General features: G+C 69.0%; 19 protein-coding genes and 3 pseudogenes. 18 read left to right on the forward strand and 4 right to left on the reverse strand.

Going from position 1 to position 21,340, the window contains the following annotated elements; all coding sequences use genetic code 11:
* Positions 1 to 9: 9 nt before the first annotated feature.
* The 12 genes from ADK36_RS25450 to ADK36_RS25505 all read left to right on the forward strand — a co-directional run bounded on the left by ADK36_RS25450 (position 10) and on the right by ADK36_RS25505 (position 10,161).
* Positions 10 to 1,293, forward strand: coding sequence for an NAD(P)/FAD-dependent oxidoreductase (locus ADK36_RS25450; RefSeq protein ID WP_048580389.1), 1,284 nt, complete (start codon positions 10 to 12; stop codon positions 1,291 to 1,293).
* Positions 1,294 to 1,330: 37 nt separating this feature from the next.
* Entirely contained in the window at positions 1,331 to 1,663 is a 333-nt protein-coding gene (locus ADK36_RS25455) for a bifunctional 3-phenylpropionate/cinnamic acid dioxygenase ferredoxin subunit (RefSeq protein WP_048580390.1), read from the forward strand.
* Positions 1,660 to 2,571, forward strand: coding sequence for a VOC family protein (locus ADK36_RS25460; RefSeq protein ID WP_048580391.1), 912 nt, complete (start codon positions 1,660 to 1,662; stop codon positions 2,569 to 2,571). Before ADK36_RS25455 ends, ADK36_RS25460 begins: the two co-directional genes overlap by 4 nt.
* A 29-nt stretch (positions 2,572 to 2,600) precedes the next feature.
* The gene (locus tag ADK36_RS25465) at positions 2,601 to 3,533 is read left to right on the forward strand and encodes an alpha/beta fold hydrolase (protein WP_048580392.1); all 933 of its coding nucleotides are present in this window, start codon (positions 2,601 to 2,603) and stop codon (positions 3,531 to 3,533) included.
* Positions 3,534 to 3,582: 49 nt separating this feature from the next.
* Positions 3,583 to 4,941, forward strand: a complete 1,359-nt coding sequence (locus ADK36_RS25470) for an aromatic ring-hydroxylating dioxygenase subunit alpha (protein WP_053084655.1) — start codon at positions 3,583 to 3,585, stop codon at positions 4,939 to 4,941.
* Positions 4,938 to 5,486 carry an aromatic-ring-hydroxylating dioxygenase subunit beta gene (locus ADK36_RS25475; protein ID WP_048580393.1) on the forward strand — a complete coding sequence of 183 codons (549 nt, stop codon included), beginning with the start codon at positions 4,938 to 4,940 and terminating at the stop codon, positions 5,484 to 5,486. Before ADK36_RS25470 ends, ADK36_RS25475 begins: the two co-directional genes overlap by 4 nt.
* On the forward strand, positions 5,486 to 6,298 hold the full coding sequence (gene hcaB / locus ADK36_RS25480; RefSeq protein WP_078916119.1) for a 3-(cis-5,6-dihydroxycyclohexa-1,3-dien-1-yl)propanoate dehydrogenase: 813 nt from the start codon (positions 5,486 to 5,488) through the stop codon (positions 6,296 to 6,298). The genes ADK36_RS25475 and hcaB overlap by 1 nt, the downstream gene beginning before the upstream one ends.
* 125 nt (positions 6,299 to 6,423) lie before the next feature.
* A complete protein-coding gene (locus ADK36_RS25485; protein WP_048580394.1) occupies positions 6,424 to 7,254 on the forward strand; it encodes a 2-keto-4-pentenoate hydratase in 831 nt (276 codons plus the stop codon).
* On the forward strand, positions 7,251 to 8,216 hold the full coding sequence (locus ADK36_RS25490; protein ID WP_048580395.1) for an acetaldehyde dehydrogenase (acetylating): 966 nt from the start codon (positions 7,251 to 7,253) through the stop codon (positions 8,214 to 8,216). The genes ADK36_RS25485 and ADK36_RS25490 overlap by 4 nt, the downstream gene beginning before the upstream one ends.
* Positions 8,213 to 9,229, forward strand: coding sequence for a 4-hydroxy-2-oxovalerate aldolase (dmpG, locus tag ADK36_RS25495; protein ID WP_078916120.1), 1,017 nt, complete (start codon positions 8,213 to 8,215; stop codon positions 9,227 to 9,229). Before ADK36_RS25490 ends, dmpG begins: the two co-directional genes overlap by 4 nt.
* Positions 9,230 to 9,396: 167 nt before the next feature.
* The gene (locus tag ADK36_RS25500; protein ID WP_048580396.1) at positions 9,397 to 9,936 is read left to right on the forward strand and encodes an NAD(P)H-dependent oxidoreductase; all 540 of its coding nucleotides are present in this window, start codon (positions 9,397 to 9,399) and stop codon (positions 9,934 to 9,936) included.
* Between the two features lie 45 nt (positions 9,937 to 9,981).
* Positions 9,982 to 10,161, forward strand: a complete 180-nt coding sequence (locus tag ADK36_RS25505; RefSeq protein ID WP_159391199.1) for a hypothetical protein — start codon at positions 9,982 to 9,984, stop codon at positions 10,159 to 10,161.
* Positions 10,162 to 10,247: 86 nt separating this feature from the next.
* On the opposite strand, the pseudogene ADK36_RS25510 reads toward ADK36_RS25505, so the two are convergent.
* Together ADK36_RS25510 and ADK36_RS25515 are read right to left on the reverse strand one after the other, a co-directional pair.
* A pseudogene (locus ADK36_RS25510) lies at positions 10,248 to 10,527 on the reverse strand (MFS transporter); the annotation flags it as partial.
* Positions 10,524 to 10,793 (reverse strand): hypothetical protein, encoded by a 270-nt coding sequence (locus tag ADK36_RS25515; protein WP_048580399.1) that lies wholly within the window; start codon positions 10,791 to 10,793, stop codon positions 10,524 to 10,526. The gene ADK36_RS25515 and the pseudogene ADK36_RS25510, both read right to left, overlap by 4 nt.
* 160 nt (positions 10,794 to 10,953) lie before the next feature.
* Here ADK36_RS25515 and ADK36_RS25520 point away from each other — a divergent pair, with 160 nt between their 5' ends.
* The 3 genes from ADK36_RS25520 to ADK36_RS51550 all read left to right on the forward strand — a co-directional run bounded on the left by ADK36_RS25520 (position 10,954) and on the right by ADK36_RS51550 (position 15,219).
* Positions 10,954 to 11,577: a TetR/AcrR family transcriptional regulator gene (locus tag ADK36_RS25520; protein ID WP_053199193.1), complete on the forward strand. Its 624-nt coding sequence runs from the start codon at positions 10,954 to 10,956 to the stop codon at positions 11,575 to 11,577.
* A 1,097-nt stretch (positions 11,578 to 12,674) separates the two neighbouring features.
* The gene (locus ADK36_RS25525; protein ID WP_159029120.1) at positions 12,675 to 13,973 is read left to right on the forward strand and encodes an alpha/beta hydrolase; all 1,299 of its coding nucleotides are present in this window, start codon (positions 12,675 to 12,677) and stop codon (positions 13,971 to 13,973) included.
* Positions 13,974 to 14,328: 355 nt separating this feature from the next.
* Entirely contained in the window at positions 14,329 to 15,219 is an 891-nt protein-coding gene (locus ADK36_RS51550; protein ID WP_053199195.1) for a hypothetical protein, read from the forward strand.
* On the opposite strand, the pseudogene ADK36_RS51555 reads toward ADK36_RS51550, so the two are convergent.
* Positions 15,176 to 16,237: pseudogene (locus ADK36_RS51555) on the reverse strand (hypothetical protein); the annotation flags it as partial. The gene ADK36_RS51550 and the pseudogene ADK36_RS51555 sit on opposite strands and share 44 nt — an antisense overlap.
* Before the next feature lie 241 nt (positions 16,238 to 16,478).
* On the opposite strand from ADK36_RS51555, the pseudogene ADK36_RS46630 reads away from it, so the two are divergent.
* Positions 16,479 to 16,711 (forward strand): annotated as a pseudogene (locus ADK36_RS46630) (IS110 family transposase); the annotation flags it as partial.
* A gap of 41 nt (positions 16,712 to 16,752) precedes the next feature.
* On the opposite strand, the gene ADK36_RS25540 reads toward ADK36_RS46630, so the two are convergent.
* The gene (locus ADK36_RS25540; RefSeq protein WP_053199197.1) at positions 16,753 to 17,715 is read right to left on the reverse strand and encodes a LacI family DNA-binding transcriptional regulator; all 963 of its coding nucleotides are present in this window, start codon (positions 17,713 to 17,715) and stop codon (positions 16,753 to 16,755) included.
* A gap of 201 nt (positions 17,716 to 17,916) precedes the next feature.
* Between ADK36_RS25540 and ADK36_RS25545 the strand changes: the two genes are divergently transcribed.
* Positions 17,917 to 19,206, forward strand: coding sequence for a tyrosine-type recombinase/integrase (locus tag ADK36_RS25545; protein ID WP_053199199.1), 1,290 nt, complete (start codon positions 17,917 to 17,919; stop codon positions 19,204 to 19,206).
* On the forward strand, positions 19,203 to 21,299 hold the full coding sequence (locus ADK36_RS25550; protein WP_234329867.1) for a site-specific integrase: 2,097 nt from the start codon (positions 19,203 to 19,205) through the stop codon (positions 21,297 to 21,299). The genes ADK36_RS25545 and ADK36_RS25550 overlap by 4 nt, the downstream gene beginning before the upstream one ends.
* Positions 21,300 to 21,340 lie beyond the last annotated feature (41 nt).

The raw sequence follows: 21,340 nt of genomic DNA on the forward strand, positions 1-21,340 counted from the left end.
GAGGAACACATGCGGGGCAGCACAGAGCATCACGTGATCGTCGGGGGCAGTGCGGCAGGCGTCGCCGCCGCACTCGCCCTGCGCGACCACGGATTCGCCGGAAAGGTGACCGTGGTCGACGCGGGCGCCGAACTCCCCTACGAACGCCCGCCCTTGTCCAAGGCGCTCACCGGTACGGAGTCGCGGTTCGTCGTGCCCATCGTGCCTGCCGAGGTCTACGCCGAGCGGGACGTCGACCTCCTGCTGGGCACGCGTGTGCTGGCCCTCGAGCCCGCGCGCCGCCTCGTCGTGCTGGACGACGGCCGCGCGCTGCGGGCCGACCGCGTGCTCCTGGCGACGGGAGCCACGGCTCTGCTGCCGGAGGTCCCCGGCGTCCGCCTGCCCGGCGTGCTCACCCTGCGGGATGTGCGCGACGCGCGGGAACTGGCCGGCCGGCTCGGACGCGGTGGCCCCGTGGTGGTGGTCGGCGGAGGGTTCATCGGCCTGGAGGTCGCCGCGGTGGCCCGGGAGGCGGGGGCGGAGGTCACCGTCGTCGAACAGGCGCCCCGACCGCTGGAGCGGCCGCTCGGGCCGGACCTGGCCGGACGGGTGACCGGTCTGCACACGCGCCGCGGCGTCCGTGTCCGCACCGGGGTGTCGGTCCTGGAGTTCACCGGGAGCGGCCAGGTCGACGGCGTCCGGCTGGCTACCGGCGAGGTGCTGCCCGCGGCCACCGTGGTGGTGGGGGTGGGGGTGCGCCCGGACTCCGGCCTCGCCGAGCGCGCCGGTGTCGTGTGCGACCGGGGCGTGGTTGTCGACCGGCAGTGCCGCACCAGCGATCCGTGGATCCTCGCCGCCGGCGACGTCACGTGCCAGCCGAACCCCCACCTCCCCGCCCCCGGACGCGTCGAGCACTGGGACAACGCACAGAAGCAGGGAGCCGTCGCCGGTGCCGTGATGGCGGGGGCGGCGGATCAGGAGCACACCGAGCTGCCGTACTTCTACTCGGAGCAGTTCGGCCACACCCTGCAGATGTACGGCCGCTTCGCCGACGGTCACACCTTCGTGCTGCGCGAGGACGCCACGGACACCTCCTTCCTCGGCTTCTGGCTCCGTGACGGCCGTATCACCGCCGCGGCGGCCCTGGACCGGCCGAAGGACCTGCGGACCGTCCGGCCGCTCATCGAAACCGGCGCTCCGGTGGTGACAGCGGACCTCTCCTCACCGGACACGAACCTGCGCGCGCTCGCGAAGTCCGCGAAGGCGTTCAAACCACTGGAACGATCGCTCGCGTCCGGTGCCGGTGCCGCCTGAGACTTCCTTCCACGCACCACACGAAGGAGCACCTCCGATGCCCTGGATCCGTGCCTGCGCGGGGGGCGAACTGGAGGAGGGCGACGCCGTCGTCGTCCCCTCAGAGCCGCCCGTCGCCCTGTTCCACTCCGACGGCGAGTACCACGCCACCGCGGACACCTGTACCCATGGCCAGTTCTCCCTGGCCGACGGCTTCGTCGAGGAAGCCGTCGTGGAGTGCGCGCTGCACTCCGCCAAGTTCTGCCTGCGCACGGGCAAGGCACTGACCCTGCCCGCCACCGAACCCCTCCGTACCTTCCCCGTCCGCGTCGAGGACGGCGAGGTCTACGTGGAGATCGACGACGCAATGATCAAGGAGCCCGTCTCATGAGTGAAGTCATCGCTCTCGCCTACATCGGGATCGAGGCGACCGACGTCGACGCGTGGCGCACGTTCGCCACCGACACCCTCGGCCTGCAGGCCGTGGACGGACCCGACGGCGCGCTGCGGCTGAGAGCCGACGAGCGCGCCTACCGCGCGGAGATCCGCCGGGCGGACGCCGACGGCCTCTCCCACCTCGGCCTGGAGGTGCGCGACGCGGCGGCCCTGTCCGAGCTCGCCGAGAAGCTGGAGAAGAACGGTGTCGCGGTCAAGCGCGACCAGGCCGAGCTCGCCGCCCGGCGCCAGGTCACCGACCTGATCGTCGTCGAGGACCCGGCCGGCACCACCGTGGAGATCTTCTACGGCCAGATGTACGGCGAGACCGCCTTCGTGTCCCCGACAGGGGCCCGGTTCGTCACCCACGGCACGAAGGGCCTCGGCTTCGGCCACGCCTTCTTCCTCGTCCCCGACATGGAGGCCGCGCTCGCCTTCTACACCGGCTTGCTGGGCTTCCGCATCAGCGACCGGATGCCCGAGGGCCCGAGCGACGCCTACTTCCTGCGCTGCAACCCCCGTCACCACAGCATCGGGCTGGCCTCGGTTCCCGGCATGGGAGCGCGCCTGCTGCACATCATGTTCGAGGCCGACGACCTCGACGCGGTGGGCCGCGCCTACGACAAGTGCCGCGATGGTGCCGCGACGCTGGTCAACACGCTGGGCCGGCACTCCAACGACGAGATGCTGTCCTTCTACGTCCGCACCCCCTCCGGCTTCGACCTCGAATACGGCTGCTTCGGCCTCCAGATCGACGAGGACAGCTGGGAGGCCGTGGAGCACCGCTACCCCGTCGAGAGCTGGTGGGGCCACAAGCGCACCCCGGACAACGTCCGCGGCCCCGAGCCCGGTTGGCAGTACTGACCCCCGCACCGGACACCGAAAGGCCCGTCATGGCTCGCCACTTGCAGTTGAAGGAACCGGTCACCGAGCGCCCGTACGCGGAATGGGGCACGATCGCGGCGGAACTCGCCGGATGCCAGGTGCGCTTCGTCGAGGGCAGGCGGTGGCACCACCGTGTCATCGAGGCGGGATCCGACGGCCCACCGCTGCTCATGTACCACGGCATCGGCGGGCACGCGGAGACCTTCGCCCGCAATCTGCGGGCCCTGTCCGAGCACTTCCACGTCTACGCCGTGGACGCACGCTTCCACGGCTTCTCCTCCAAGGCCGGCCTCGATCTGCCCCGTATGTACGACCAGCTCGCGGACGGCGTCATCGACCTGATCGACGCCCTCGGACACAGGAGTGTCTTCTACGAGGGCGAGTCCATGGGGGCGCAGCTCGGCGTCAACCTGGCCGTCCACCACCCGGAACGCTTCGACCGGATGGTCCTCAACGCGGGGTTCTACCTCAACCGCCCCGACCGCGCGGGATTCGCGACGGCCACCCGCGGGGCGTCGAACCTGGGTCAGCTCTCCGCGCTGGCGGTCACCGAGCCCACGGTCGAGAACATCGGCAACCGGCTGCAGTGGCTGGTCTCCCGGCCCGACCGGATGACCGACGACATGGTCTCGCTCCGCCAGCGGATCTACTCCGACCCCGAGGTCAACCGATCGCTGCGCCGCGTCTTCAACCTCGACGAGGGCACGTTCGGGCCCCACCTCTACGAGCAGTCGTACACCCACGACGACCTGAAGTCCTGGCGCCCCGAGACGCTGGTGGTCTGGGGTGAGCACAACCCGGGCCACGGCCTCGACTACGGCGAGTACTGGGCCGACGTGATCGGCGCCGACTTCTATCCCTTCGCGGACGCGGGCCACTGGCCGCAGTGGGAGAAGCCCGACGAGTTCAACGCGGTGCTCACCCGGTTCCTGACGCGCTGAGCGGCGCGCCCCTCCCGATCCACCCACACGCACACCGAACGGAGACGGCATGAGTCTGCAACGCGGCAGGGCTTTCGCCGATGACGCCGAGACACTGATCGACCGGTCCATCTTCTCCGACCCCGTCCTGCACCGGCAGGAGCTGGCCCGGGTCTTCGCCCGCAGCTGGCTGTTCCTCGCCCACGAGAGCCAGTTCACCAAGCCCGGCGACTTCTTCACCACCTACATGGGCGCCGACCCGGTCATCGTCACCCGGCAGCGGGACGGTTCGTACAAGGTGGTGCTCAACTCCTGCCGCCACCGCGGCATGCGGGTGTGCCGCTACGACTCCGGCAACGCCAAGGCGTTCACCTGCCCGTACCACGGCTGGTCCTACGGCACCGACGGGGCGCTGCTGAGCGTTCCCGAGGAGGAGGCCGCCTACGGCGACGGGCTGGACCACTCCGCCTGGGGGCTGGCGGCGGTGCCGCGCGTCGAGACCTACAAGGGGCTCGTGTTCGGCACGTGGGACACCGAGATCCCGCCGCTGACCGAGTACCTCGGTGACTTCACGTACTACCTCGACGCGCTCGTCGACCTCGATGGCGAGGGCACCACGGCTGCCGCCGGTGTCCACCGGTGGCGTATGCGGGGCAACTGGAAGCTCGGTGCCGAGCAGTTCGCGGGCGACATGTACCACGCCTACTCCACGCACCTGTCGGCGCTGATCGCGGAGGCGCCGCACAGCAAGGGCATCCGTCCGCCCGAGGAAGGCTTCCAGGTCGGGCTTCCCGGCGGCCACGGTCTGGGCGGCTACCCGGGTTACCCCTACTGGCACGCGCAGGGCTTCTCCGCCGAGGTGGAGGACTGGATCGGGAACATGCTGGAGCGCGCCGCCGAGCGCCTCGGGCCCGCCCGCACCACAGGCGCCGTCTTCATCCACGGCACCGCCTTCCCGAACCTGTCCCTGCTGTGGAACCGCTGGACCCTGCGGGTCTGGCACCCCAAGGGCCCCGACGCCATGGAGGTGCACTCCTGGTCGATCCTTCCCAAGAACGCCCCGCCCGCCGTGCGCCGGGCGCTGCTCCTCGACTACCAGCGGCACTTCAGCGCGTCCGGCACCTGGGAGCAGGACGACGCCGAGCAGTGGAACTACAGCACCAGCGGCAGCGACGGCTTCGTCACCGCGTCGCTGCCCCTGCACTACGGGATGGGGGTCGGCCGGGGCCCGAACAAGGACTTCCCGGAGTTCCCCGGAACCGTCGACACCGTGTACAGCGAGATCAACCAGCGGCACTTCTACCGGCGCTGGTCCGAGCTGATGGCCGTACCGCACCCGGCCGAGAAAGCCGCCCCCGAGACCCCCGCCGCCCAAAGCCCCACCTCTGAAACCCCCGTCACCGAGTCCGCGAAAGCGGTGATCGCATGACCGCCCTCCTGCCCGAGACCGCATCCGGCATCACCGTGGAGCGGCTGCTGCTCCAGTACGAGGTCGAGCAGTTCCTCTACCACGAGGCGGACCTGCTCGGCCGGCACGACTACGACGCCTGGCTGGCGCTGTTCACCGACGACCTCCGGTACTACATGCCGATCCGGCGCAACCACTCCTCGCGGGACCCGGAGACCGTCGAACACGACGACGCGCTCGCCCTGATCGACGACGACAAGCCCTTCCTCGCGGAGCGGATCGCCAAGATCGCCACCGGCAAGGCGTGGGCCGACGACCCGCTGCCCCGGGTGCGGCACCTGCTCACCAATGTCGTCATCGGCGAGGAAGACGCGAAGGCCGGGGAGTTCACCGTCACCTCGTACCTCCTCATCGTCCGCAACCGCCTGGAGGACGAGCAGGACTCCTTCGTCTGCGGCCGCACGGACCGCTTCCGGCGCACCCCGGACGGCCTGCGGATCAGCCGGCGCCGGATCGTCCTCGACCAGTCGGTGATCCTCAGCAAGAACATGAGCGTGATGTTCTGATGAGCGCGCACACCGGCTGGGTGGAGGACCAGGTCGTCGCCGTGACCGGCGGCGGCTCGGGACTCGGCCGGGCCCTCGTCGACGGCCTCGTCGAGGAGGGCGCCCGCGTCGTCGTCCTGGAGCGCTCCCCGGCCAAGGCCGAGGTGCTGCGCGCGGACTTCGGGCCGGAGCGGGTGCGGGTGGTCGAGGGCGACGCCACGCTCCTCGCCGACAATCGCGAGACGGTCGCCGCCGCGCTCGACGCCTTCGGCCGGCTCGACTGCTTCGTCGCCAACGCCGGGTTGTGGGACTTCTCCGCCCGGCTGGCGGACCTGCCCGACGAAGCGATCTCCGCCGCCTTCGACGAGGTGTACGCCCTCAACGTCAAGGCGCCGCTGCTGGGCGCGAAGGCCGCGCTGGACGCCCTGCGGGCGACGAACGGTTCACTGGTCGTCACGCTGTCGAACGCCGCCCTGTACCCGGGCGGCGGAGGGAGCCTGTACGTGTCGTCCAAGCACGCCGGCCTCGGCCTCGTCCGCCAACTGGCCTGGGAGCTGGCTCCCGACGTACGGGTGAACGCCGTGGCCCCCGGCGGCATGTCGACCGACCTGCGCGGACCCGCCGCCCTCGACTACGCGGACACACCGCTGAGTTCCCTGCCCATGGACGACATCATGGAGAAGCACGGGCCCCTGCGCCGAGCCCCGAAGCCTCAGGACTACGTCGGCGCCTTCCTCCTCCTGGCCTCCCGCCGCTACGGCGCCATGTCCACCGGCACGGTCGTGGACGTGGCCGCCGGACGCGGTATCGCGCTCAGCCTGCACGAGAACTGAGCAGCCGTCCGGGTCGCCCGCCCATCCGTCGGGGCGGCCCGGACCCCACCCCACCCCACCCCACCCCCAGCGCACCCCTTTCCGGAGACAGCCATGCCTTCTGCCCACCCGCCGCGGCGGCGGCGATGACCGACGCCGACATCCGCAAGGCAGCGGACACCCTCTTCGACGCCGAGCAGTCCGGCACCCCCTGTCCCCCCGTACGCGGCCTGCTCACCGAGGGCGACGTGGCGTCGGCGTACGCCGTCCAACGGCTCAACATCGAGCGGCGGCTGCGGGACGGCCACCGTGTCGTGGGCCGCAAGATCGGTCTCACGTCATCCGCCGTCCAGGCCCAACTCGGTGTCGACCAACCCGACTTCGGAGCCCTGTTGGCGGACATGGCGGTGCCGGACGGCGGTACGGTCCCGGCGGGACGCCTGCTCCAGCCGAAGGTGGAGGCGGAGGTCGCGCTGGTCCTCGGCCGCGACCTGCCGTATCCGCAGACCACGGTCGCCGAGGTGATCCAGGCCGTCGACTTCGCGCTGCCCGCCCTGGAGATCGTCGACAGCCGGATCGCTGGCTGGGACATCAGCCTGGTGGACACCGTCGCCGACAACGCATCCTCGGGCCTGTTCGTCCTCGGCACCGCGCCGGTCCCGCTGACCTCGGTGGACCTGCGCACCGTCCGGATGACCCTGCTCAGGGACGGCGAGCCGGTCTCCGAGGGCACCGGCCGGGACTGCCTCGACGGTCCGCTCAACGCGGCCGTCTGGCTGGCGTCGACCCTGGCCGCCATGGGCGACCCGCTGCGCGAGGGCGACATCGTCCTGACCGGAGCACTGGGCCCCATGGCCGTGGCGGCACCCGGCAGTCCCTTCGAGGCCCGCATCTCAGGTCTGGGCGGCGTCCGGGTCGGTTTCGCACCGGCTGCCTCACCGGGCGACGTACCGGCCGACAAGGAGAACGAACGATGAGCACCACACCCCCGGCCGCCCGCACCAAGGTCGCCGTCATCGGCTCCGGCAACATCGGCACCGACCTGATGATCAAGCTCCTCCGGCTGTCGGAGGAACTGGAGATCGCCGCGATGGCCGGCATCGACCCCGACTCGGACGGCCTGGCCCGCGCCCGTCGTCTGAAGGTCGTCACCACGCACGAGGGCATCGACGGCCTGGTGGCGATGGACGAGTTCGCCGACGTCCGCATCGTCTTCGACGCGACCTCCGCCGGAGCCCACCGCCGCCATGACCAAGTCCTGCGCGCGCACGGCCGCAGGGTCGTCGACCTCACCCCGGCCGCGCTGGGCCCCTACGTCGTCCCGCCGGTCAACGCCGACGCCCACCTCGACGCGCCCAACGTCAACATGGTGACGTGCGGGGGACAGGCGACCATCCCGGTCGTCGCCGCGGTCAACTCCGTCACCCCCGTGCACTACGGCGAGATCGTCGCCTCCATCGCCTCCCGCTCCGCCGGGCCCGGCACCCGTGCCAACATCGACGAGTTCACCGAGACCACCGCGTCCGCGATCGAGAAGGTGGGCGGCGCGGCCCGCGGCAAGGCGGTGATCGTCCTCAACCCCGCCGAGCCTCCGCTGATCATGCGGGACACCGTCCACTGCCTCGTCGGTGACTGCGACGACGCGGCGGTGGCCGCCTCCGTCGAGGCGATGGTGGCGCGTGTGCGGACCTACGTGCCGGGCTACCGGCTCAAGCAGAAGGTGCAGTTCGACCGGGTCACCGCCGACGACCCGCTGCGCCGCCTGCTCCCACCGGACACCGAAGGCGGCGCCGTGAAGGTGTCGGTCTTCCTGGAGGTGGAGGGCGCCGCACACTATCTGCCCGCCTACGCCGGAAACCTGGACATCATGACCTCGGCCGCGCTGCGCACCGCGGAACGCATGGCCGCCCACATCTCCCCCGAGGCGGTGACCGCGTGACCCCCACCCTGTATGTGCAGGACGTGACCCTGCGGGACGGCATGCACGCCGTCCGGCACCGCTACACGGTCGAGCAGGCCCGCATCATCGCCGGCGCGCTGGACGCGGCCGGCGTGGCGGCGATCGAGATCGCACACGGTGACGGGCTCGCCGGCTCCAGCATCACCTACGGCGTCGGCGCCCACACCGACTGGGAGTGGATCGAGGCGGTCGTGGGCGCCGTACGCCAGGCCGTCCCAACCACCCTACTGCTGCCCGGCATCGGCACCCTGCACGACCTCAAGCAGGCCCACGCACTCGGCATCCGCTCGGTGCGCATCGCCACCCACTGCACCGAGGCCGACATCTCCGCCCAGCACATCGCCGCGGCCCGCGAGATGGGCATGGACGTGGCGGGTTTCCTGATGATGTCCCACCTGGCCGAACCCGCCGAACTCGCGCGCCAGGCCAAGCTGATGGAGTCCTACGGCGCCCACTGCGTCTACGTCACCGACTCCGGGGGCCGCCTCACCATGGACGGCGTACGCGACCGTCTGCGCGCATACCGCGACCTCCTCGGCCCGGCCACCGAACTCGGCATCCACGCCCACCACAACCTGGCCCTCGGCGTCGCCAACACCGTCGTCGCCGTCGAGAACGGGGTGACGCGTGTGGACGCCTCCCTGGCGGGGCAGGGCGCGGGCGCCGGCAACTGCCCACTGGAGGCGTTCATCGCGGTCGCCGACCTGATGGGCTGGAAGCACGGCTGCGACCTGTTCCCGCTCATGGACGCCGCCGACGACCTGGTCCGCCCGCTCCAGGACCGGGACGTGCGCGTCGACCGGGAAACCCTGACCCTCGGCTACGCCGGCGTCTACTCCAGCTTCCTGCGCCACGCCGAAACCGCCTCGCAACGGTACGGCGTCGACACCCGCGCCCTCCTCGTCGAGGTCGGCCGCCGCGGGATGGTCGGCGGCCAGGAGGACATGATCACCGACATCGCACTCGACCTGCTCGGCGGCAGCCGAGCCTGACAGCGCCTCGGCCGTCACCCCGCCGCCCGGCGCCGACGACGCGATACTCGCGGGCTCCAGCAAGCTCACGTTCATCGCGAACCGCTCACCCTCCGGTTCACGCTGCCACCGCTGTCCGTACGAGCCAGATGAACAGACACATCACCTCACTCACGGGAGACCTCTCAATGCCGAACCCCACCCGTAAGACCCTCGTCATACTCGCCCATCCGCACTTGTCGGAGTCCAAGGTGAACGCCGCACTGGTCGATGGCCTGCGCGGGGTGGAGGGCATCACCGTCAACGATCTCTACGCCCGGTACTCGGACTTCCGTATCGACGTGCCCCATGAACAGCGGCTGTTGCTCGACCATGACGCGGTGGTCCTGCAGTTTCCCCTCTACTGGTACTCGATGCCCGCCCTGCTCAAGCAGTGGTTGGATGTCGTGCTGACCCGCGGGTGGGCCTATGGGCCCGGCAGCAGTGCGCTGCACGGCAAGACACTGCGGCTCGCCGTCTCGACCGGCAGCGTCGCAGACGCCTACCTGCCCGACGGGCCGCACCGCCACACCATGACCGAGTTGCTGCGGCCCATGTTGACCTGGGCCTATCCCACCGGTATGACGCCCGCGGAGCCGCTGATCGTCCACGGCGCCGGCCGAGGACTGGACGCCGAGACGCTCGCCCTCCATGCCAAGCGGTACCGCGAGGCACTCATGGCGGGCTGACAGTTGATGGTGCTGCCCGAGGAACAGAACCAGGGGATCGGCCGAATGCTGCACGACGCCACGCTCGACGGCCGGGCCGAGCCCCGGACGACGCCGACGTGCGTCGTGGACAACCAGCCTGCCCACGACGCCTACCTACGCTGGGGCTCCCAGACCATGGGACAGATCAAGCACGCCCCCGCGTCCCCCCTCTACGACGCCATGGTCCTCATCCTGCGCCGGTAACCGCGCGGGAGGGGTGCTGACGGGATGCTAGAAGCGCAGGGCCGACCCGATTGTCAGTGGTCCCGCCCACTCATGCCTTGTCGCTCAAGCTGTACGAGGGTCTTCCTGCTGAAGAGGTCGGCCAGCTTGCCCCAGATCGGAGTAGTGGCCGTCGTGGTGAGGAGCGTGGCGGTGCACGACCCACGCGTACTGGTCCCGCGACCCGTGCACCGCTCGGATCATCTCCGGCAGAGCAGTCGAGACGATCGTGCTGCTGAGCGTCGAGACGAACAGGGCGAGCAGTAGACCGCTGAGGGCTTTCAGCATCTGGCCGCGCGACGTGACCGGCGTGTCTGCGGGCTCGGGCTGCTTCAGAGCACGGTTCATCGCCCCAGCCCTCGCTCGCTGTTCGGGCGCCGCTTCACCACGGATCCCCCGATCGTGTCGGCGCCGGAGGGGAGCGCCTTGAAAGGGCCCCTGGCCGGCAGCCGCGCATCCTCGCCGTAGCGGTGGCCGTGGGTGACGACCTCGCCGCCGGGCTGGACTCCGAGCATGCGGTCGTCATCGGCCCCCTTACTGCTGGCGTTGCCGCCCTCAACCCGTTGGCCCGCCGTGGCGGCTCCACGCAGGAGTTCGAGCTGGATCGTGGTCACAAGGTCTCCGTAGGACGGGTACGCCCGGCGCCCGGGCGGGCACGTCCAGATTTCGGCGTCGGTACCGCATGGATGCGGCCACCGTAACCTCGCCGCACCTAAAAATGTAAGCATGTTTCTATATTGAGACAGGTGCCGGGGCCCGCCCTATGCTCGACCTGTGACAAAGCAGGCGAAGACAGCGAGCAGTGGGGCCCGCGGCCCCCGGGGGTCCTACGCGAAGACCGGCGAGGTGCGGCAGAAGATTCTCGACGCCTGCGTCGAGGCATTCGGCGCCGGAGGCTTCCACGGCGCCACCATGAAGGACATCGCAGAGCGGGCCGGCATCAGCCAGACCGGCCTGCTGCACCACTTCGGCAGCAAGGCGGAACTACTCGTCGAGGTACTCGCCGCACACGAGCGGGAGACGGCCGCGATCGTCCGGGAAGCCGATGACCTGGATGTACTGCGGACTCAACTGCGAGTCGCGCACGCCAACGAGGCCCGACCCGGGCTGATCCAACTGCACAGCATCATCTCGAGCGAGGCCACGGCCGGCGAGCATCCCGCTCACGAGCTGTACCGGGCCCGCTACGACAGCCTACGCCTGCACCTGACCCGGATCTTCGCCGAGTTGCGCGGTCGCGGACGCCTGAAGGTGGACACAAGGCCGGAAATCCTCGCGAACCTGCTCATCGCAGTCATCGACGGACTCCAGATCCAGTGGCTGTACAACCCGGGCGCGGTGGACGTGTCGACAGGCATCGAGGCCTTCCTCGCAGGGGTCGTCGACGACGAGGCCTGAGAACTTTCATGCGACTGAAAACGTGTGTTAGCGTCCACCTCAATCTCGAAACACGAATCCAATTTCGAGATTGAGGTGGACGGTTCGCCGATCACGCACGCGCAGTCAAGGAGACCTCACATGCCTCGTTCTCGGCCATCCGAGGCTCACGCCCCGGCCGAGACATCCGCTGCGTCTGCGCCGTTGGCCCAAACCGCCGCGCCCGCCCAGAGTGCGGTCCACGATGTGACCTCGTTCGGTACCGGTCTGCGGCGAAGGCCCCGAACCGGCCGCCCGGCTCTCCGTCGGCTTCGTCGGCGCGTGACCCCAGCCGCACCCGGCGCGGCGGCCGCCGGCGAACACTTCCCCGGCCACTGCACATCCGAAGGCGCAGGCGATCAAGCCATCGAGCGGATCGGCCGACGTCCCTTCCTCGGCGAGCACCTTGCCGACACATATCGAAGACACCGGCGGCGCCCCCGCTAAAGGCCGCCGCAGACTTCGTCCGGGCGTGGCCGACCTGCGTGCCCGCGCGTCGGCGAGACCGGGATCCGGCTCCTCGTCGGCGATTGAGCGAGCCACGAGCGTGCACCTGGTCCGCCGCGTCTCGATCGCTCGACTCCCGATAGTGGTCTCCCCGGCGAGCATCTACGTGAAGTCGAGGAAGCGGCTTGAGCGCACGGTGCCTGATGGCCGCGGCGGCATCGATGGCGGAGGGGCACGGAGACGGTCGCAGCCTGCGGCTACGACATCCTCGGACGCCGCGCCCCTGACCATCGCCGAACACTGAGACGGCGGCACGCCGACCCCGGAGATGACAGCCGCCATCCCCCCGGCGGCAGAACGAAAGGCGCCCGCGCTCACCGGAGCACTGCTCACCTCAAGGCCCCCGATTCGGCCACGAGTCGACCATGACCACGGTGCTCGTCCACGGCCACCTCCCACCGGCCCCGGCCGCCCGCGCCGCGAGCCCGGAACAGACAGAGAAGCGAAACATGACCACAAGGAGACGGACAACCTTGAACGGCAGGCGCGTGAGGATCCCCGCGGCACTCGCTCTGGGGGCGGTGATGGTCTTCGGATGCAGTCACCCTCCCGCCCAGACAGCCCAGACAGCCGTGGCAGCCCACACCGAAACCGGCATCGCGCTGGTGAATCAGAAGCGACTCTCGCCGCGGCTCAGCGAACTGATCTTCGCCTCGCCCGCTCTCGACGGCACGACCAAGGTGCGCGTACTGCTCCCCCGTGGCTACGACGCGGAGAAGAGGCGCCGTTACCCCGTGCTGTACCTCTACCACGGTGGCGGGCAGAGCGCTTCGAGCTGGACACAGGACGGTGCAGCGGAAGAGATCACGGCCGGCCTGCCCGCGATCGTGGTGATGCCGGACGCCGGCTCCACCCAGTGGTATGCCGACTGGTGGAACAACGGCCACCGCGGCCGACCGATGTGGGAGACCTTCCACATCAACAGGCTCCTCCCATGGGTCGACGAGCACTACCGCACGATCCCCGAGCGCGGGGCGCGGGCTGCCGCCGGACTGTCGATGGGCGGGTTCGGGGCCGTCTCGTACGCCGCCCGGCACCCCGACCTCTTCGGTGCCGTCGGCTCGTTCTCCGGAGACGTCGACCACCAGAACGTCAAGATGCGCACCATCATCGAGCAGCTCCACCCCTCCCTCTGGGGCCCGTGGGCGACGCAGGAAGTCCGCTGGCGCGGGGACAACCCCTGGGACCTGGCGGCCAATCTGGCCCACACGGACGTGTCCCTGTACACGGGCAACGGCCGGCCTCGACAGGACGGCGATGCCGTGGACCCCACGGAACAGAGAATCCGGCAGGAGAACGTGTCCTTCCACGAGCGCCTGCTGGACCTCGGTATCCGGCACCGGTGGCACGACTACGGACCCGGCAGCCACACATGGCCTCACTGGCAGGCCGACCTCCGAGCCTGGATACCGCACCTGAAGGCCTACTTCACCCGCCACGCGCAGCACCGCGCCACTCCCCGGTCATTCACCTTCTCGTCGATCAGGCCGCAGTACAGCGCCTACGGCTGGACCGTACGGATGCAGCGGAACGTCACCGAGTTCAGCGCACTGGAGGTGGCCCGTAAGCGCCGCTTCACGGTGGTCGGGAACGGCTCGGCCACGGTACTGACGCCCTCACTGGCTCGACCGGGCGTGCACTATCACGTCACCGTCCGCGACCGCAATGGCTCTTCGGTGCGCCTTGCGACCGCCGACGCCCAGGGGCGCTTGACCATTCCTCTCGCGCTGGGCCCTGGCAACCCGCACCAGCAGTACTCGCCGCAGGCCGACACGGCAAGTACGGGCCCCAGCTCTGACGACGTGCCGTTCCACGCCAGGGGCAACGGCTCCCGCTTCTATCGGGCCGAGGTGACGATCCTCCCGCGTTGAGATCCGTCGCTTCGCCCGCCGAGTCAGAGGCGGAGGGGGACACCACAGCCGGGCAGTCGTTCCGTACGACGGACCACCCGCCGTGCCGGGTGCTGGGCCGTTGCGGGCACGGGACTCCGGCCGGCGCCCCCAGGTGCTGTCATCGCGAAGTTCTCCGTCGCGGACAGACGTGTTCCACGCGATCCGCAGAGTGCTTCGGGATCGATCTGGCCGGACCTCGTCCAGGGGCCGCCGTCCTTGGACGAGGTCCGACACTCCGGGATCCAGGCTCTCGTCCGCGTCCTCGTGGATCACGGGCCCCTCCGGTGGCGCTGTCGCTCTGGTCGGCGACGATCCGGGAGCCAAGTCGTCCAGCGTGCCGTGTGCCAGCGAGGCTTCGCTCGCGGACCTGGCGATCCCGACGCTGTACCCGGCCGATGCGCAGGATGTCCTGGACTTCGGGCTGCACGCGCAGTTCCTCTCCCGGTTCAGCGGCCTGTGGTCGGGCCTGAAGATCACCACCCCGGTCGCGGACGCGGCGTCCACCGCCGTCGTGGCACGCGATCGGATCTCGGTTGTGGAGGGCGACATCGGCGCCGGCACGCACAAGCCGAGCTCGATGCTCCTGGGCGCCCAACTCATGGCGCTCGAGCGCAGCCTGCACGAAGTCCGGCTCCCCCGCGCCGTGGAGTACGCCCGGCTCAACCGCCTCAATCACGTGGTCCAGCGCGGGTCGTCGGACAGGATCGGCATCCTGACGTCCGGCAAGACCTATCTCGACGTCCGCGAGGCCCCCCGCATGATCGGTCTCACCGATGAGGATCTCGCACGATACGGCGTCAGGATCCTCAAGCTCGGCATGATCTTCCCCCTCGAACGTGACGCCGTCATCGAGTTCGCGGACGGCCTCGACCAGGTGGTCGTCGTCGAGGAGAAGCGGCCGTTCCTCGAACCCGCCGTCAAGGAGATCCTCTTCGGCCGCTCCCATGCCCCGTTCGTCCACGGCAAGCAGGACAAGGAAGGGCGGTCGCTGTTCGGCCGCTCAGGGGAGCTCGACGCGGACAGCATCGCCGCCGGGCTGTCCAGGGTGCTCGCTGCGCTCGGCGTCGAAGCCGCCCGTGCGTGGCGTCAACGGCCCAGGGCCCGTGCGGCGTTGTCGCTGCCGCTCCTGGCCCGCAGCCCCTACTACTGTTCGGGGTGCCGTGCTTGGAGGCGGTGTAGGCAGCGCCCGCCGCGCTGCCGCGCAGGCCCGCCTCGGAGGCGGTGAAGACGATCGAGCCGCGTTTGGCGGCGAGCATGTCGTAGGTGTGGACATCTCCGTACTGCGATGTGAGGTGCACGAATCCGGCTGCGTCGTTGGCGAGCCCGTGGGCAAACGGCTGCAACAGAGTGAGGGAGGTGATGTCGTCCGCGTCGGAGGGTGCCGGACTCATCAGCCGGTAGTGGTCGCCCACATACACCGTCCCACCGAGATCGACCGTCACACCGTAGGGGCCGCCGGGGACGATCTCCCGCGTGCGGCCATCGGGGTGCAGTTCGCTGATTCCGCCGCTGGCGTAGCTGGAGACGAACATACGGTTGTCGGCGTCGAAGGCCGCATTGTCGAGTCCCACCAGACCGCTCGTGACAAGTGTGCGGGAGCCGCCGTGCAGGTCGATCCGGGTCACGAAGCCCTCCACTCCCCGGGACAGGACGTGCATGACACCGCCCTGGTCGAAGCGGACCGCGACCGGCGCTTGCACATCCTCGGCGACCATCTCGGGCACACCACCGTCCGGTGAGATGCGCCAGACCTGGCCCGTCACCATGTGTGGGTAGTACAACCGACCGTCCGGGCCGAGCTGCATGGCGTTGCCAAGAGCAAGCCCCTCGGTGAGCACAACGGCTTCGTCGCCGTCCGGGAACGGCTCCAGCAGACGGCCGCCCGGCCGCATCTCGTTGACGAAGAGCCGGTCCCCGACGCAGGTGATGCCGTTGGGCACCTTCACCTGGTCCGAGACCAGGCTGTACCCGCCCTGCGGGCTGCGCCGCCAAACCCGGCCGCGGACGAGGTCGGCGATGTACATCGACCCGTCCGCGCCGAAGGCCAGGTCGTCCGGCGACTGCACAGGTCCGTCCATCGGCACGATGATGTCGACGTCCCCGGTGGTGGGGTCGACGGCGCTGATCTGTCCGGCGAGGAACTGGGCGACGTACAGGCGCCCGTCGGGACCGAACGCGACGCCGTTCGCACCACACAGTCTGCTGGGCGAGTTGAGCCGCCTCGTCTGCCAACGGGCGCTCGTGACCGTCCGCTGGCTGGTTCGTCACCCGACAGACCGTACTTCACCGTGTTCGTCGGCGAGTCCGCGTACGGCCGGAGCTGTTGTCCCTAGACGGTTGCCCGCCCCCGGCCTGCTTCAGGGCACCGACGTCCGGCCATCCGTTCTGAGACCGTGGTCGTCGTGGCGCAGGCAGTGCACCAGCAGCGAGTCCAGTCATACGGTGACATCGCCGGGCTCCATGTCACGCCAACCTCGCGCGGCGACCGGGCGGTCGGGAACCTGGATCCACGGCGAACACGCCCCCAGAGGCGGGAACCGCCAGCTGAAGCGCGCGATGTCCCTCTCCGTGTTCGCAGCCCTCCACGCCCCCACCGCCGCAGCTACTACGACCGCTGCCGAGCCCACGCTCAGGCCCTCGTCCGCCACGCCCGCCACCGCATCAGCGTCCTGGTCGCCATACTCCTCGACGGAACCTTCTACGGACCCCAGGCCCCGCTTGACGAAAGGCATAGAGGCGCCCCGAGGAATGCGATCAATCAAGTGGACCCGCCAGGCACGAGTTCGAGTGCAATGTTTGACCGGAGTTCAGTTTCTGCGAGCGGATGCACGCCGAGGAGCGTCAAAAGCCGTCCGGTGATGGATCGGACGGAGGCCTCCAGGTTCAAGCGGATCGTCGTGAGCGGGGGAAGCGTCAGCTGCGAGAGGGGGGTGTGGTCCATACCGATGAGCGCGACGTCCTCAGGAACCCGAAAGCCGCGCAGCTTGGCGGCCGTCAACAGGGCGGTCGCAACGTCGTCGTTGTAGCAGGCGATCCCCACTCCTGGGGCTGAGAGTTCGTCCAGGGCTGCGAGAGCTTCCTCGATGTTGAGCCCAAGCCAGGTGACCTTCGGGTCGGGTAGTCCAGCGGTACGGCAAGAGGCACGGATCGTCCGCTCACGGTGGATGCCGAACGTGTTGTCACGAGGGTCACGGAGGTGCGCGAATGCGATGCGCTGGTAGCCGCGAGAGACGAGGTGGTGCACCTGCATTGCCCCGATCGCCGCGAACGGATCCTTCCCGGCAGCGCCGACAGGATCGAGGTGGCGGATTCCGCGGTCCTCGAGCAGTCGACGATTCGCTTCGCTGAACGGAGTGATCGAGAGCAAAGCTGCCGGCTTCATGCCTGAAACGAGACGGTCCAGCGCCTCGGTGCTCGTTGTGGAGAGGCGGAGGACCAGGGTGAACCCGTGAGCAGCCAGCTCGGCGGTGATGGGATCGAAAAGATCCTGCAGATTGCTACCGAAGGTGGGGTGGGGCAGGAGCGCGATCACGAAGTCACTCGACCCGCGTGCCAGTGCGCGGCCCGCGGCAGAAGGCTCATACCCCAAGTCTTCCGCTGCTTGACGCACCCGGGCCTGGGTGTCAGGGGTGAACCGCTCCCCCCGTCCGTTGAGTATCTGGCTCACAGTGGCTCGCGAAACTCCGGCCCGTCGCGCGACGTCCTCGCTGGTCGCGACCACGATCCCGCTCCCTTCCGCAGGTGCTACGAGCTGATCGACTGAGCTTACAGGTATCACGCGTAACCAGGTACTTGACGCGCGTTACCGGGCTATGGCTTCATCTTGTAACGCGCGTTACCTAGCGCAGTTACTGCAGGCACGTTGACCGAACTAACTCACGCGTTCTCGCAGGTCAGCTGGGGTTTCTGCTAGCTTCCCGGCATGCCCGCTGAACAACGTCCCGGCAGGGATCTGAAGAACTTTGTGCTGCCTGAGTTAGGCCAATTACTGGAGACGGGAGACCCCTGGGAGCCGTATCAGGTGCTGGACTCGTTCGGACAGCCGATCGAGCCTGTCGCCACGTACCTCAGAGACCTGATGGCAACGGACAGTTCGCCGTTGACGCCACGCTCGTACGGGATGGATCTGCTGCGCTGGTGGCGCTACCTGTGGGCTTTCGGCATCGAGTGGGACCGCGCGGTTCGAGAGGATGCCCGGGACTTCATGCTGTGGATGAAGCTGGCGGACAAGCCGGTACGTGTCCACTGGCGTCACCGCGGCAAGGACCCTGCTGAGATACCTCCGGCCCGGCATGGCAGTCCGGCGCCGGGATCTCCGAACCCCGTGACGGGCAAGCCCACCGTCGGCAAGAAGTACGCGCCCACTACCCGGGCGCATTGCGAGACGGTGCTGCGGACCTTCTACGACTTCCACCTGGAGCGCAACACCGGATCGCTGCTGGTCAATCCCTTCCCCCTGGTCCGCAGCCGGCGCTCGGCGCGAGCCAACGCCCACCACAACCCAGAGAAGGAACACAACAAGCAGCGCACCGGCCTCTACCGGCCCAAGGTCCCCAAGCGGATCCCGCGACGCATCCCCGACGAGAAGTACACCGAGGTCTTCGCGGGTCTCCGCTCGCACCGTGACCGTGCCCCCCTGGCCTTCTGGGTCGCCACCGGCGCCCGCGCCGAGGAACTGCTCACGGCCAAGCAGGGCGATGCGGTCGTCGGCCAGCAGACCATCGGCGTGATCCGCAAGGGCACGCGCGCCTACCAGGAACTGCCTGCCACCCCCGACGCGTTCGTCTGGCTGCGGCTCTACCAGGAAGAATCCTGGAACAAGGGCGTCCCCCGCCGCCGCGCGCAGCCGCTGTGGTGGACTCTGCGCCGCCCCTGGCGGCCGTTGGAGTACGACGCGGCGCGCATGATGTTCAACCGCGCCAACGAGCTCCTGGGCGCCAACTGGACTCTTCACGACCTGCGGCACACTGCGACGTTCTTGATGCTCGACGATCCGAACATGCCGCCGGTCTACGTTCAGCACATCCTCGGCCATAAGCATCTGTCCACCCTGGACATCTACAACCGGCCCACCAGGGACGACGTGATCTCAGCAGGGCTCGCACACCACGCCCGCCAGGAGCACAAGCGCAACAACCCGCCTCCGGCCCCGCCCGCGCCGGCCTACAACCGGGACTCCCTCGACGTCCTTTTCGGCGGGAGCCCCGGGTGACAACTACCACCGTCCCGCTCGTCACCCCGCCGGCCCTGACCGCGAAGAGCCTGGCTGGCAGCGATATCGGTGCCCAGCTGCAGAGGTTTCCGCCACGTAGCCCGGGAACCGACTGGCCCACTACCCGGATCTCCCGCGAGGAGGTTCTCCACAGGTTGGAGCGGCCGCCGTTCAAGAACGGCAAGGACTCCACCCACCGGATGCGGATGGTCGGTGCGCGCCTACTGCTGCGATGGCTGGAGACCTTCGAGGGGAAGACCTGGCAGCAACGCTGGAACGCCAGCCCGGGCTCCGCCACCTCGGTCGGCTGGACCGAGGCCCCGCTTGCCTGGGGGATCATTCACGGCAGGAGGCCGCAGAAGGCTGGGCTCGGGTCCGGGCTACTGGCCCTGGTCTGCGCTGATGTCATCCGTCCCGGCATGCCGTGGCTCGCCAGCAGCCTCTCCCCTCACCTGCGCGAAGCGATCGAAGCAGCCCGCGATCCCAGGGGTTTTGCCGAACTTCGTGACGCACGCATGCCCGGACAGCCGGACCCGCGGCGCACATCGAAGGCGCTCAAGGCCGTGGCCCGCATCCTCGCGGCGAAGGGCGGCGGCATCGACGACATCGTGGTCGGCGATGTCCTCGAACTGCTGTTGGCGGCGACGGGGACCTCCACGAGCCACACGCGACTCGCCTACGCCCTGCTTCAGAGCCGCGGCCAGTTTCCCCCTGACGCACCCAAGACCCTGCGGAGCATCGAGATACGTGCCGGACAGGTGAGCCCGGCCCAGCTCGTCGACCGGTTCGACGTGAAGTGCAAGCCGATCCGCGACCTGCTCGTCAGCTACCTGACCGAGCGACAGCCCTCCATCGACTACGTGACGTTGGTGCAACTGTCGAGCAATCTGGTCGGCTACTTCTGGGCCGACCTGGAACGCCACCATCCCGGGATCGACAGCCTTCACCTGGCCCCGGAGGTGCGCGACGCGTGGAAGGCCCGGATCGCGGTCAAGACGGTCAAGTACCGCATGCCGAACGGCACGGTCGGCACGACAACAGAGCCGCGCATCGCAGCCTTGGGTATCAGGACGGCAGTGCGGGGCTTCTACCTGGACATCGCCGAGTGGGCTCTGGACGAGCCCGAGCGCTGGGGACCGTGGGCCGCTCCGGCCCCGGTGACAGAAGCCGACTGCTCTGCCAAGAACGTCGAGCAGGAGGTCCGCACCAGATCCCATGCCCGCACCCGAGTGAGGCTGCCTGCCCTGCCCGCGCTGGTACAGGCAGCTGCCCGCCGACTGAACGAGGCCAAGGAGCGGCTGGAGGCATTGGAGGCAGCTGACCTGGGATCCACCATCACGGTGCTCGGCGAGAGCTTCACCCTGCCCAGGTCTACCGAGCGAGCCGGCGGCAAACCTTCAACGGTCGTTGACGCCACAGGAGCGAGGCGCGACTTCCGAACGGAGGAGAAGCTGGCCTTCTACGGCTGGGCGACCGTGGAGATCCTCCGGCACACCGGGATGCGCATCGAAGAGCTCAGGGAACTCGGCCACCACAGCATCATCAGCTACAAGCTGCCGACCACCGGAGAGGTGATCCCGCTCCTGCAGATCGCGCCGTCCAAGACGGACCAAGAGCGCCTCCTGCTGGTCAGCCCTGAGCTCGCCGATGTTCTCAGCGCCGTGATCAGCCGTGTTCGCGGGCATGATGGCAGGGTGCCGAGCATCCCGTCCTATGACCTGCACGAGAAAGTCTGGAACCCACCCACGCCGCTGCTCTACCAGTGGCCCATAGGTGGGGAGAACAGGACGATCTCCATCACCACGATCCGCCAGTCACTCAACACGCTGCTGGCGGATACCGGCATCACCGATGCCCACGGACAGCCGTTGACCTTCCAGCCGCACGACTTCCGCAGGATCTTCATCACCGACGCCATCCTCAACGGCTTGCCGCCGCACATCGCCCAGGTCATTGCTGGTCACGACCACATTGGAACCACGATGGGGTATGCCGACCCTCGGGAATTGCATCAGATGGGCGAGAAGTCGCAGGTCGCAAGCTCAGGGCGACGGCCTGATGGACTCCAACGCTACTACGAACTAGCGCTCTGAGCAGGTATGTTGCCGGAGAGATCCCATCTGATGCATGATCT

It is taken from the genome of Streptomyces viridochromogenes (genome assembly GCF_001270495.1).
GTDB classification, from domain to species: domain Bacteria; phylum Actinomycetota; class Actinomycetes; order Streptomycetales; family Streptomycetaceae; genus Streptomyces; species Streptomyces viridochromogenes_A.

What these genes read in the sequence shown, in the direction of transcription:
- ADK36_RS25450 (WP_048580389.1), top strand. Translation starts at nt 10, where the DNA reads ATGCGGGGCAGCACAGAGCATCACGTGATCGTCGGGGGCAGTGCGGCA.
- ADK36_RS25455 (WP_048580390.1), top strand. Translation starts at nt 1,331, where the DNA reads ATGCCCTGGATCCGTGCCTGCGCGGGGGGCGAACTGGAGGAGGGCGAC.
- ADK36_RS25460 (WP_048580391.1), top strand. Translation starts at nt 1,660, where the DNA reads ATGAGTGAAGTCATCGCTCTCGCCTACATCGGGATCGAGGCGACCGAC.
- ADK36_RS25465 (WP_048580392.1), top strand. Translation starts at nt 2,601, where the DNA reads ATGGCTCGCCACTTGCAGTTGAAGGAACCGGTCACCGAGCGCCCGTAC.
- ADK36_RS25470 (WP_053084655.1), top strand. Translation starts at nt 3,583, where the DNA reads ATGAGTCTGCAACGCGGCAGGGCTTTCGCCGATGACGCCGAGACACTG.
- ADK36_RS25475 (WP_048580393.1), top strand. Translation starts at nt 4,938, where the DNA reads ATGACCGCCCTCCTGCCCGAGACCGCATCCGGCATCACCGTGGAGCGG.
- hcaB (WP_078916119.1), top strand. Translation starts at nt 5,486, where the DNA reads ATGAGCGCGCACACCGGCTGGGTGGAGGACCAGGTCGTCGCCGTGACC.
- ADK36_RS25485 (WP_048580394.1), top strand. Translation starts at nt 6,424, where the DNA reads ATGACCGACGCCGACATCCGCAAGGCAGCGGACACCCTCTTCGACGCC.
- ADK36_RS25490 (WP_048580395.1), top strand. Translation starts at nt 7,251, where the DNA reads ATGAGCACCACACCCCCGGCCGCCCGCACCAAGGTCGCCGTCATCGGC.
- ADK36_RS25500 (WP_048580396.1), top strand. Translation starts at nt 9,397, where the DNA reads ATGCCGAACCCCACCCGTAAGACCCTCGTCATACTCGCCCATCCGCAC.
- ADK36_RS25505 (WP_159391199.1), top strand. Translation starts at nt 9,982, where the DNA reads ATGCTGCACGACGCCACGCTCGACGGCCGGGCCGAGCCCCGGACGACG.
- ADK36_RS25545 (WP_053199199.1), top strand. Translation starts at nt 17,917, where the DNA reads ATGCCCGCTGAACAACGTCCCGGCAGGGATCTGAAGAACTTTGTGCTG.